Genomic DNA, 13,012 nt, shown 5'->3' with positions numbered 1-13,012 from the left:
AGCCTTGTTCTATCGTTAAAAGGTATACTTGACAAGTTTCCTAAAACAGACATCTGGAGTTTCATTCATACAGACGAATCGTTGCATGTGGAGACGGTGGTAGTGATATCTCATAGAATGCAAGAAAACGACGGAAACGGGAAGGACTGCATGATTACTGAACGATTAAAGATAAGAAAATTTACCAATAATGATCTAACGGAACTCTATAATCTACTTTCAGATGAAGATGTCATGGAATTTATAGAACCGCCTTTTTCATGGGAAAAATCAGCAAATTTTTTAAATAGTGCCGCACTGATTGAGCCTCCTTTGATCCATGCGGTAGAAGATTTTAATCAGAAGTTTATCGGATATGTAATATTCCATGAGTATGACAACGACTCCTTCGAACTTGGTTGGGTACTCAATAAGAGAGATTGGGGGAAAGGATATGCCGATGAGTTAACAAAAGCCTTTATAAAGCGTAGTTCAAAGATAGGGAAAAACTTGATTATTGAGTGTGACCCGAACCAGAAAATCTCTAAACGAATTGCGATGAAAAATGATTTTGAATTTCTTGGTGAAAGTAATGGTTGCAGTGTATTCAAAAGAAAGCTGGTTAATAAGATTTGAAAAGGTTGTGGAGTAAGAAATTGCAGGATACACAACCTTAGGTTGCTGAACAAATTCCGGTTTAAGGAGAAAAACAGATGGATTGTGAAAGTGCTATCGTTCAGGAATAGCTAGGTCATCTAAAGAGTTTGGATGTTAAAACAAAAAAGATGTTTGACTGCTTATGAATAGACGGCCAGTGAGAAAAAAACTACAAATTCTATTTCATACAATTAGCAACTAAATTAAAAATCCACTTAAAAACAGTGCCTACTTTAGAGAGAATGATATGTACCCTCTTTACCGGAGAAAACCAGTAAAGGGGGTACATATCAGAAATCTAGGGTAGGCATTGTTTTCTTGAAATTCTTAATAAATACCGTCAGATTTTACCTTTTATGACTAAAAATATTGATATTATAGATTACAACTGTCTTATTGCTACATGCTTCAATTGTAGCAATATATTATTTTTTTTACTAAACGCGGGGGCGCAAGGATATGTTGAAATGTTAAAAAATTTGACACCAAAAACCCGACTGGGTTGAGTGGTTGTCATTACATCTCGACTAAAGTGCTTGAAAGCAGGCAAGCTCAAAAAGATATTATATTTTACCCCGTGTTAATTAAGGCTGAAAGACGGCTTTGACTGTAACTTAAATGTAATAAAACACAATATATGGTGGAGGCTGACTTGAATATCCACAATCAAAGGTATACAATAACTCAGGTAGCAAGGAGGAGACAAAGTGACACCAAGTGAAAATTATCCCAAAAATTTATATAAAAATTTTGACCTCAAGGTGATAAAGCGTGATGGACGCAAGGTCGCTTTTAACGATGAAAAGATCCTACAGGCCTTGATTAAGGCGGAAACCGAAACCAATGGAATACCTACCGATGAACGCTTGGAGCGGCTCAGCCAGTTGGTTCAGATCATCAATTGCGAGATTGCCGATCGTTTTCATCAGGATATTAAAATTTATGAGATCCAGAATATAGTTGAGCATTTCTTGCTCGAAGAACATGAAGTCGAATTGGCAACTGCCTATATTCGTTACCGTTCGCAGCGGGATATTGATCGTGCCAAAGCGACAGATATCAACTATACGATTCAAAAATTGCTGCAGAAAGATCAGACGGTAGTGAATGAAAACGCGAATAAGGACAGCGAAGTTTTCAACACCAAACGTGATTTGACGGCCGGAACGGTGGCCAGAACGATGGGCTTAAAGATGTTGCCGCAGCATGTGGCAAATGCTCACCTCAAGGGAGAAATCCACTATCATGATTTGGATTATCATCCATATTCCCCGATGACTAACTGCTGCCTGATCGATTTTGCCGGCATGTTCAAGGAAGGTTTTAAAATTGGCAACGCCGACGTTGACAGTCCACGTTCGATTCAGACCGCTACCGCTCAAATGGCCCAGATTATTGCCAATGTGGCCTCGAGTCAATATGGCGGCTGCTCCGGTGACCGCATTGATGAAGTTTTGGCTCCCTATGCGGAAATTAACTATCAAAAGCATCTGGCCGATGCACGTGAATGGATTGAAGGGGAGGAAAAACAGATTGCTTTTGCGCGCAAAAAAACGCAAAAAGACATATATGATGCAATGCAGTCGTTAGAGTATGAAATAAACACCTTGTATTCTTCCCAAGGGCAGACCCCCTTTACGACCATAGGTTTTGGTCTCGGGACAGGTTGGATTGAGAGAAATATTCAGCAGTCTATTTTGCGGGTACGGATTGCCGGTATCGGCAAAGAAAAGCGCACGGCAATCTTCCCGAAACTTATTTTTACTTTGCGCCGTGGTGTCAACCTTGATCCTGGTGACCCGAACTACGATATCAAGCAGCTGGCACTGGAATGTGCGACCAAGCGAATGTATCCCGATGTAGTGAGCTACGATCAGGTTGTGCGCATTACCGGGAGTTTTAAAGTACCGATGGGCTGCCGCTCGTTTTTGCAAGGGTGGAAAGATGAGAATGGCAAAGAAGTCAACGCCGGCCGGATGAATTTGGGCGTGGTTACCTTAAACTTGCCCCGTATCGCCATGGAATCGCAGGGTGATAAAAAAGTGTTCTGGGATATATTTGCAGCGCGCCTGGAAATTTGCAAAGATGCTTTGCTTTATCGCATCAAACGAGTGAAAGAGGCTACGCCTGGCAATGCCCCGATTTTGTATATGCACGGTGCTTTCGGCAAGCGACTGAAAAGAGAAGATTCGGTCGACGAACTTTTCCGCAATTGCAGGGCGACGGTATCACTAGGCTACATTGGTCTGTATGAGGTCGCTACAGTATTTTACGGCGGAGCGTGGGAACACAATCCGGAAGCCAAAGAATTTACCCTGGAAATTATGCGGCGCATGAAAGAAAAAACTTTGGCTTGGTCCAAAGAATATGGCTATTATTTCAGCATTTATTCGACGCCTAGCGAAAGCCTGACTGACCGGTTCTGTAGATTGGATAAGGAAAAATTTGGTAGTGTGAAGGATATCACGGATAAAGATTATTATACCAACAGTTTTCATTATGATGTGCGCAAAAATCCGACGCCTTTTGAAAAATTGGATTTTGAAAAGGACTATCCTCCGTATGCTTCAGGTGGATTTATACACTATTGTGAATACCCGGTGTTGCGCCAAAATCCTAAAGCATTGGAGGCAGTGTGGGATTTTGCTTATGACCGCATCGGCTATTTGGGTACGAACACGCCGATTGACCATTGCTATGCATGCGGTTTTGACGGCGACTTTGAACCAACTGAAAATGGATTCAAATGTCCCAATTGTGGCAACACGGATCCGAGGACGTGTGATGTGGTTAAGCGGACTTGTGGTTATCTCGGAAATCCGCAGGCCCGTCCGATGGTACACGGGCGGCACAAAGAGATCTCGGCCCGGGTCAAACACATGAACATGAATGATCGCCGGACGTTGGAATTTAAATAGGCAAAACCGCAAATCTGACCGAGTGAATTTAATACAGGTAGCACGTGTTCATGCTACCTGTAATCATTTATTGCTATTATCTATCAGTAATCATTTGAATATAATTACTATAGGCAAAGACTGCGGGAAAACAGCGTGGGTAACTGGGGGTGAAATTTTGGCAAGACAAGTAAACGGGGCGACGGAACCAGGAAATGGCGGCAAAAATTCCCCGCTAAGCTGGACATCAGCGGCTTACAGTCAAAATCGGGTGGCTGATTATAAGCCGTATAATTTTGTTGATGGTGAGGGAGTACGTTGTTCTCTGTATGTGAGCGGCTGTCTCTTTGCCTGCCCGGGCTGCTACAATGCCTCAATTCAAGACTTTTCCGCCGGTTTTCCCTATACCCGGGAATTGGAACAAAAAATACTTGCCGATCTGGCGGCGCCTTACTGCCAAGGCTTAACCTTGTTGGGCGGTGAGCCGTTTTTAAATACCGGCGTTTGTTTGTCCTTGGCACGGGCAGTGCGGCAACACTTCGGCCATACTAAGGATATTTGGGCGTGGAGTGGCTACACTTGGGAAGAATTGCAGGCGGCACAAGGGGATAAGTGGGTGCTTTTGCAGGAAGTAGACGTACTTGTTGACGGACGTTTTATATTGAGCCAAAAAAACTTGCAGTTACAATTTCGTGGCAGTGAAAATCAGCGTATTATTGATGTACCGGCCTCAATCGCTGCCGGGCGGCCTGTTTTGTGGGCGCGTATGCAGACCGACAATTGACATAACGGCTCCAATCTTGTAGCCCTAACTTGCATACATATTCAATCTTTCGACCCCTCACTTGTTTAACAGCTCCGATTGCTAAAAATGAACTGAATATATTTGTTGTTTTAGAGAAATAAATATAAGATGAAATTTTATCAAAAACTTCAGTTTACGCTCTCAATTATAAATTTTTTTGGAAAAAATAATTAAATTGGCACAATTACCGTATAAACTGGTTGACAAATTCGATAATAACTATAAAATCTATATACATATATGCAAAAAATGCTGTAATTTAATTGCAAATGATTAAGAACTTGCGTTAAAATGAACGCGGCGATAATAAGATAATACTCAACGGCTTTCTATTATGTGATTACCGTAATGATGACCTTGTTGACAATCAACTTATATTTGTCGGATTATTTTAGCGGTTTTTAGGATTTGCGGGTTAATTACAGGATTTTGCAGAGTAAATATTAGGAGTGGTAACGATGAAAAGAGAAGAAACTTCGCAAAAGGTAGAGAAATCAGAAGGCATGGATATGCTGAAACTGGACAGCCAGCTTTGCTTCCCACTTTATGCTGCGGCTAGACAGATAACCAATATTTATTCACCTGTCCTTAAACCTTACGGCCTTACGTATACACAGTACCTGGTTTTTCTGGTATTGTGGGAAAAAGACGGTCAACCGGTTGGCGAATTGTGCCGCCGTTTGCATCTTGATACCGGTACTTTGACACCGGTGCTGAAAAAAATGGCCGCCGCTGGTTGGATTAAGCGGGAACGTAGCACAGTTGACGAGCGTATTGTAATTATCAGCCTGACCGAGCAGGGCCGTAATTTCAAAAAAGAGGCCGAGATTATTCCGGAAAAGGTTGGTGCTTGCTTGTCCATGACTTCAACAGATGCCAAAATGCTCTATGATTTGTTGTATAAATTATTGGCAGGCATGAAAGAGATTGAAGAACGTAGCTGATTTGGCTTGACAATTTGTATCACCGATTAGCCATTATATGAAGTTTACAAAAGCCTTGTCATCATTGGGGATGGCAAGGCTTTTATATTGTGGTTTCTATTTGCTCAGCAGCTGACGGATGGCCTTGCTGAGTTCGTTAATGGCCTCTGTATCATCTGCTTTTACAGCTTCGATCACGCAATGGTTGATGTGTTCTTGCAGGATAATTTCGCACACCCCGTTTATGGCGGATTTTATAGCTGAGAGCTGGATGAGGATTTCCGGACAATCGCGATCTTCGGCTACCATGTTTTGTACTGCTTTAACATGGCCGGCTATACGCGCTAGGCGGTTTTGCACGGCCTTAAGATGTTCCGGAGAGTGGGTGTGATGATGAGAATGCGCACGCGGGGCGGAGGTCTTAGGTCGGGACTGCAAGCTGTGGAGTCGCTTCAGATTGATCGGTTTTAAATGTAATTTGCCGAAGTTCGTATGAATACTACTTTTGAGGATCATTGTACTACCTCCGTCATCAGTATTATTTATCTGGGTGAGGGATTTCATTATACTTCATTTTTTCGGCTGCGGCGTATTGCTGCCTAATTAATCAAAATCAGAATAGCATAATCGGTGCAAGATCGGGAGGTCAAAAGTCCAATATACAGCAAGAGCCGGCGGTTGAGCCGGCTCTGTTACTGTAATTTGTAAGTTTGAATGTGGAGCGTTTGATTGGGTTGCGATTAATCATCCCACCGCCCATCCGTCCACTTCGTATCTCTGGATATCCGCTCACTTCGGATATCCGAAGCACTTAGGCCTTCACCGGGTCTTAACTTAGGCCTTTTCGGGCTGTTCTGGTAAGAAAGAAGAGGTCATACGGCGGTCGGCAATTTCAGCCACGACCTTCGATATGAACTCAGCTGTCGGAAGCTGAATATTTTCCTGGCGGTCGCGCAAGCGTAAGGAAACTCGGTGCTCATTCATCTCTTGATCACCGATAATCAGCATATAAGGAATTTTTTCCACTTGCGCCGCCCGAACTTTGAAACCGATTTTTTCATTGCGATCATCGAATTCAGCGCGAATACCGGCATTTTTCAGTTCAGCCAAAAGTTCGGAACAATAGCTGTTTTGATTATCCGAGATGGACAAAATACGTACTTGCACCGGTGCCAGCCAAGTCGGGAATTTGCCGGCCAAATGTTCAATAAGGATACCAATGAAACGTTCGATTGAACCAAGAACGACGCGGTGAATAACGATTGGACGATGACGGTTGCCGTCCGGCCCGATATATTCTGCTTCAAAGCGTTGAGGCAATTGGAAGTCGAGTTGAATCGTGCCGCATTGCCAAGTTCTGCCCAAGGAATCTTCCAAATGGAAATCCAGTTTCGGTCCGTAGAAAGCACCGTCGCCCTCATTGATGACGTAAGGAATTTTTAAGTCTTCGACTGCTAAGCGCAAAGCTTCCGTCGCCATATTCCACTCTTCGTCCGTTCCCATGCTGTCTTCCGGTCTGGTTGACAATTCGATATGATATTTAAAATTGAAATGGTGATAAACTTCATCAATCAATCGCACAACACGTTTTATTTCATCACGAATTTGATCTGGGGTCATAAATATGTGCGCATCATCCTGCGTAAAGGCACGAACCCGCATTAAGCCGTGCAAGACACCGGATTTTTCATGCCGATGAACCAAACCAAGCTCTGCGAGTCGCAATGGCAAATCACGGTAAGAGTGGATGGTGCTCTTAAAGGTCAACATGGAACCGGGGCAATTCATCGGCTTGATGGCAAAATCCTCGTCATCAATTACCGTAGTGTACATGTTGTCGCGATAATGGAACCAGTGGCCAGAAGTTTCCCAAAGATGGCGATTTAGCATAATCGGCGTGGAAATTTCGCGATAGTCCTCGCGGCGATGCACTTCGCGCCAGTAATCAAGTAACGTGTTTTTCAAAATCATGCCGTTAGGCAGGAAGAAGGGGAAACCAGGACCCTCCTCTGAAAACATGAAAAGATTCATTTCTTTGCCAAGTTTGCGGTGATCACGTCGTTTAGCCTCTTCCAGTTTCGCAAGGTAGTCATCCAAATCAGCTTGTTTGGGGAAAGCGGTACCGTATATGCGTGTCAGCATTTTGTTCTTTTCGCTGCCGCGCCAATAGGCCCCGGCGATGGAAGTAAGTTTGAAAGCCTTAACCGGTTTGGTGGAAGCTAAGTGGGGGCCGGCGCAAAGATCAACGAATTCGCCTTGTTCATAGAAACTCAGGGCGGCATCAGCCGGCAGGTCGTTAATCAGCTCCACTTTATACGGTTCACCGCGCTTTTCCATTAATGCTATCGCTTCATCGCGAGGCAAAAGAAACGACTTTATCGGCAAATTTTCTTTGACGATTTTTTTCATTTCTGCTTCTAAAGCGCGGAGTTCTTCATCGTTGAAAGGATGATCACGGTCAAAATCATAATAGAAACCGTTTTCAATCGCCGGCCCGATGGCCAATTTGGTATCTGGATAAAGTCGTTTCACGGCCTGGGCCAGAATGTGCGAGGCAGTGTGGCGAAACGCGTGCCGGCCGCCTTCATCGTCGAAGGTCAAAATGTTGAGGTGAACGTCGTGATCAATTACGTAACGCAGATCTTTCAGCTCGCCGTCAACTTCTCCGGCACAGGCCACTCGGGCCAGACCTTCACTCAGATGCCGGGCGATTTCGGCAATGCTCATCGGTTGCTCAAATTCAATTTTTGAGCCGTCTTTAAGTGTTATTTGCATAATTTCTCCTTCCGCTGTCCACAAAAAAGCACCCGGACAGCTCGATGCTGTCAAGGGTGCCCATAATTGGTACACGGTTCCACCTTGATTTTTAACTCTTAAGTTCCGTTGTCGCCGGATTACGGACTGTTCATCGCAGTCGGCTCGGGAGTGGTTTTCGGCAGGAGCAAGCGGAAACTCTCAGCAACGTTTCCTCTCTGTAGCTTACTTGTCTGCGTACTCGTTCCGTCAACGCTTGTCTCTTATTATCTAGTGTTTGAAGTTTTTTGTCAATGACCGATCAATTTGGCCACGCTTGCTTCTCATTTATTTTAACTAATATAAGGCTCTTGCGCTGCCATGAATGTGAAAATGAAAACGGCGTGCCGTATTTCGACACACCGTTAACACTGTTTCTACTTACTATTATTTGTTAAAAGGCATATAACCATCGTAAGCGGGAATCAAGATTTCCTTGATCATTTCACTGACAATCGGTGTGCGCGGATTGGCCGGCGAGCATTGATCTTCATAGGCCAGATAAGCAATTTTTTCCATTGCCGCATCCCAATCATCCTTGCTTATGCCCTGTTCACGGAATGACATCTGCACATCACATTCGCGGCCTAAGTTGTAGATGGCCTCGGCAAGCTTGGCCACGCCCTCTTCTTTGGTATTGAATTCTAAGCCTAGCATACGAGCGACATCAGCATATCTTTCATCGGCATCATAATACTTGTATTTCGGCCAAATACCGGGCTTGGAAGGCTGAGTTCCGTTAAACTTGACGACAAAAGGCAGCAGGGCGGCATTTATCCGGCCGTGAACTCCGTGGAATTCCGCACCGATTTTGTGGGCGAGAGAGTGGCTTATGCCGAGGAAAGCGTTGGCGAAAGCCATACCGGCCATAGTTGAAGCGTTGTGCATCTTTTCACGTGCTTCTTCGTCTTTGGCACCGAGATGGACAGCACGCGGCAAGTATTTGAAGACCATACGAATTACCTGCAAGGCAAGCGCATCGGTGTAGTCGCTGGCAAGGATACTTACATAAGCTTCCAAAGCATGGGTCAGAACATCCATACCGGTATCGGCAGTTACCGTTTTTGGCAGAGTCATGACTAACGCGGGGTCGACGATGGCGACTGTTGGGGTTAAAGAATAATCGGTCAGAGGATATTTTTTGCCGTTGGCCTTATCACTGATTACGGCGAAAGGCGTGACTTCGCTGCCGGTACCGCTGGTGGTAGGAATACAAACGAGCTTGCTCTTTTTGCCCAATTCAGGATAACGGAAGGCACGCTTACGAATATCCATGAATTTTTGCTTCAAATCATCGAAATTAACATCGGGTTGTTCGTAGAAAAGCCACATACCTTTAGCTGCGTCCATTGAAGAACCGCCGCCCAAAGCAACGATGGTATCAGGCCGGAACGCGTGCATCAAACTCAGGCCGCGTTTTACTGTCGTTATATCCGGATCCGGCTCAACGTCGCAGAAAAGTTGAATTTTGACATTGTTGCGGCGTTTGTGTAATTGTTCAGTAATGCGATCAACATACCCTAGATCAACCATTGCACGGTCGGTGACGATGAAAACACGTTCTACATTACGCATGTCATGTAGATAGGTGATGGCGTTCTTTTCAAAGTAAATTTTAGACGGCACTTTGAACCATTGCATATTATTTCTCCGTTTTCCGATTTTTTTAATGTTTAGCAGATTTACGGCACTGATGTTGTCGCTGACGGAGTTGTGGCCGTAAGAACCACAGCCTAAGGTAAGAGATGGAATCATGTTGTTATAGACATTACCGATACCGCCAAGGGTGGACGGAGAATTGACGCAGATACGGCAAGCTTTCAGACGGGTGCCAAATTCACGTACCAACTCATCGTTTTTGGTGTGAATGCAGGCGGTATGGCCGAGACCGTTAAACTCAACCATCGCTTCTGCTTTATCGAGACCGTCGGCGGGAGACTTGGCGACCAACAAAGCGAGGACTGGTGACAGTTTCTCACGCGTCAGAGGTTCTTGTGGCCCGACTTCTTTGCATTCACAAATGAGAATGGAGGTGTCTTCCGGGACGCTGAAACCAGCTTTTTCGGCGATCCAAGCAGCGGTCTGTCCGACCATGTCAGGATTGAGCTTAGCGTTCGGAGCTTCATCGGTATAAGAGTTTACGCCGAAAGCGAATTTTTCGACCAAAGCCTTTTCTTTCTTGTTACATATATGTGCTTTGTATGTTTTGAGCAGTTCAATGGCTTCGTTATAAATGGGTTGATCAACAATTATCGCCTGTTCGGAAGCGCAAATCATACCGTTGTCGAAAGTTTTGGACATAACGACGTCGTTGATCGCTTGGCGTAAATTTGCACTGGCTTCGATATAAGCCGGCACGTTACCGGCACCGACGCCCAAAGCCGGCTTACCGCAACTGTAAGCCGCGCGCACCATTGCATTACCACCGGTAGCGAGAATCGTCGCCACATCAGGGTGATGCATAAGAGCGGTTGTTCCCTCCATGGTAGGAGTCTCAATCCATTGAATGCAGTTCAGGGGAGCACCGGCGGCGACAGCTGTGTCGTACACAATCTTGGCGGCGGCAGCGGAAGATTTCTGCGCACTTGGATGAAACGCAAAGACAATCGGATTACGCGTTTTCAGAGCAATTAAAGATTTGAAAATAGCTGTTGAAGTCGGATTGGTTACCGGAGTTACACCGGCGATAACGCCTAGTGGTTCAGCAACGTAATACAGTTCTTCAACTGGGTCTTCTTTAATAATGCCGACAGTTTTGAGATGGCGCATGTGGTTTACTACATACTCACAGGCGAAAAGATTCTTGGTGGCCTTATCCTCGAATACACCGCGCTTTGTTTCCTCTATAGCCAATCTGGCCAATTCGCCGTGTTTGTCCAAAGCGGCTACGGAACATTTAGCTACGATGTAATCAATCTTTTCCTGATCGTAAGCGTAAAATTCACTCAGAGCAACTTTTGCCTTAGCAACCAGAGCGTTAACCTCGGCTTGGGCCGAGCTGATTTCCGGTACTTGTGCGTTCGTTTCTTTCATAGTTTCCTCCTCCGACATTCAATCAATTCGAAATTGTTATGCTTTAAATTTAACGATGGCGAGGCGTGTTTACTAGAAAGATTTTGTCACTTTGTGCAACGTTGAATGAATAAGCAAAATTTTGCTATTGCGTTTTCTCTTACGGTTAGGAACAGTTTTAGGCTGAAACTTTAAAAATAGATATTTGGTTAATTTGTAGGCTTTAGCTTTGTTGACAAAAAATACTTTAGCAGATTTCAACAAGCATAAGTGCATTTCTAGAGGTGATCAAGTGGGGCGGTCTTAAAATTTGGTAATTGTGTCTACGTTGGAGAAAAAAGGGTAGGGCAAATATTTAACATTTTGCCCCACCCTGGTTTGAAAATGTGCTTTTTTGACGTAAAAGCAGTATATAAAAATTGTTTTATTCAGATAAATTTCCGGCTTCTCCAGGCTTATTTACTGGTTGCAGCTGGGCATCGCCGTGTCTTACCCGTAACATACAAATGATGGCAAGGATCATGCAGACGGGGGCATATACGAAAATCGTTTGGTAAGTTTGGGTGAAATCGCGAATGATGCCGAAAAGAATGGGGCTGATGATGGAGGCTCCGAAAGAAAAGAAATAATAGTAGCCTGTAAACGTGCCAATTTCTTTTTCCTTGGCCAGTTCGACAACCATGGGCAGGGAATTGATGGTGACACAAGCCCAAAAAGCTCCGGCGAATATTAAGCCGATGCGCAAAAAGAGCATGAAATTGCTGAAAGCCATGCCGAGAAACAGAAGTAAAACCGCAATAAGCCCGATGAGTATCAGTTTGCGGCGACCGAATTTTTCACCTAAATAACCGGCTGGAACGGCAAAAACAACGAAGGAGACAGAAAAATAGGCAAGCAACAAGGTTGCTTGGCCTTTGCTTAGATTGAGTTCTGTTACAGCAAAGGAGGTATAAAACGTTTCAAAGGCGTTATAGCCACAAAACCAGAAAAATATGGCTAGCAACATAAATAGTAGGCTGGTTTTTTGTGCCCCGGAAAGGTTGTGAAAGGCGGCAAGTCCGCTCATAAGATTGTTTGTTACATCATTTAAGGTGGCAAGTTTAGACTTCCTTGTTGTCTCAGTTTGTACTTGTATTTCAGTTTTTGCTGGCGCGGCGGATTTTTCTGTGAGATTATGCTCGGTGATGGTAGCTGAGGTTGGGGTATTGTCTGAAGCGGCGTTATCGCTCGAAGCGGCGTTGAAATGCATTTCTCGCAGCAATTTATTCTCTTTGATGCCGGCAAACAGAATACCTACGCTGATCAGCATTATAACTGAGCCCATTAAAAAGGCATATTCCACGCCTGCGACATCGGCAAGGCGTCCCCCACCTAAAAAGGCGATTATGGCCGCTATCCCCCCCATCAGGTTGATAACACCGTTGGCCCGGGAACGCAGATGAGGCGGCGTTAAATCAGGCATTAAAGCAATCATCGGTGCACGCCAAGCAGACATGGTAAAGTTGAATGTTATAATGAACAACATCATAAGGAAAATATTTTGGGTAAAGGGGATCAAGGCGAAAAGAACACCGCAAATCGGCGCACCGATCAAAATGAACGGCATGCGACGGCCGAAACGGGTCTTTGTTCGATCGCTCATCGCTCCGAATAAGGGCTGAAAAACTACCCCAAATAAATTATCAATAGTCATAATTGCCCCGACTATGGCGGAAGAGGTAATGAATTTTTTTAGCAGCAACGGAACGAAGCTGTTATATAGCGCCCAAAGCAAGGCCCCGGCAAAGAAGCCGAAACCTATAAGTACGGTTCGCGGTATATTAAGGCGATTGTTCGGGGTGGAAAATGGTTTAAAGGGCATAGGTTCTCCTTCGAAGAATGGATTTGGTCTGGCATAAGCAAAATGAAGAAAGGATAAATAAAAAGCACTAACCAAGTTTACCCTG

General features: G+C 44.6%; 8 protein-coding genes. 4 read left to right on the top strand and 4 right to left on the bottom strand.

Going from position 1 to position 13,012, the window contains the following annotated elements:
• Window positions 1-150 precede the first annotated feature (150 nt).
• The 4 genes from HMPREF0868_RS05660 to HMPREF0868_RS05645 all read left to right on the top strand — a co-directional run bounded on the left by HMPREF0868_RS05660 (window position 151) and on the right by HMPREF0868_RS05645 (window position 5,282).
• Window positions 151-615, top strand: a complete 465-nt coding sequence (locus HMPREF0868_RS05660; RefSeq protein WP_012993757.1) for a GNAT family N-acetyltransferase — start codon at window positions 151-153, stop codon at window positions 613-615.
• Between the two features lie 728 nt (window positions 616-1,343).
• Window positions 1,344-3,554, top strand: coding sequence for an anaerobic ribonucleoside-triphosphate reductase (gene nrdD, locus HMPREF0868_RS05655; protein WP_012993756.1), 2,211 nt, complete (start codon window positions 1,344-1,346; stop codon window positions 3,552-3,554).
• A 157-nt stretch (window positions 3,555-3,711) separates the two neighbouring features.
• Entirely contained in the window at window positions 3,712-4,317 is a 606-nt protein-coding gene (gene nrdG / locus HMPREF0868_RS05650; protein ID WP_041705968.1) for an anaerobic ribonucleoside-triphosphate reductase activating protein, read from the top strand.
• 479 nt (window positions 4,318-4,796) lie between these two features.
• The gene (locus HMPREF0868_RS05645; RefSeq protein ID WP_012993754.1) at window positions 4,797-5,282 is read left to right on the top strand and encodes a MarR family winged helix-turn-helix transcriptional regulator; all 486 of its coding nucleotides are present in this window, start codon (window positions 4,797-4,799) and stop codon (window positions 5,280-5,282) included.
• A 96-nt stretch (window positions 5,283-5,378) separates the two neighbouring features.
• Here the strand turns inward: HMPREF0868_RS05645 and HMPREF0868_RS05640 are convergent, their stop codons facing one another.
• From HMPREF0868_RS05640 to HMPREF0868_RS05625, 4 genes are all read right to left on the bottom strand, one after another.
• Window positions 5,379-5,777: a metal-sensing transcriptional repressor gene (locus HMPREF0868_RS05640; RefSeq protein ID WP_081470257.1), complete on the bottom strand. Its 399-nt coding sequence runs from the start codon at window positions 5,775-5,777 to the stop codon at window positions 5,379-5,381.
• 318 nt (window positions 5,778-6,095) lie between these two features.
• Window positions 6,096-8,036, bottom strand: a complete 1,941-nt coding sequence (gene thrS, locus HMPREF0868_RS05635; protein ID WP_012993751.1) for a threonine--tRNA ligase — start codon at window positions 8,034-8,036, stop codon at window positions 6,096-6,098.
• 405 nt (window positions 8,037-8,441) lie between these two features.
• A complete protein-coding gene (gene adhE / locus HMPREF0868_RS05630; RefSeq protein ID WP_012993750.1) occupies window positions 8,442-11,087 on the bottom strand; it encodes a bifunctional acetaldehyde-CoA/alcohol dehydrogenase in 2,646 nt (881 codons plus the stop codon).
• 403 nt (window positions 11,088-11,490) lie between these two features.
• On the bottom strand, window positions 11,491-12,927 hold the full coding sequence (locus tag HMPREF0868_RS05625) for an MFS transporter (RefSeq protein ID WP_012993748.1): 1,437 nt from the start codon (window positions 12,925-12,927) through the stop codon (window positions 11,491-11,493).
• Window positions 12,928-13,012: the final 85 nt, after the last annotated feature.

It is taken from the genome of Mageeibacillus indolicus UPII9-5 (assembly GCF_000025225.2).
Lineage (GTDB): Bacteria > Bacillota > Clostridia > Saccharofermentanales > Fastidiosipilaceae > Mageeibacillus > Mageeibacillus indolicus.
Note: the sequence above shows the minus strand (reverse complement) of the source record. Positions and strands in the feature narration are given on the sequence as shown.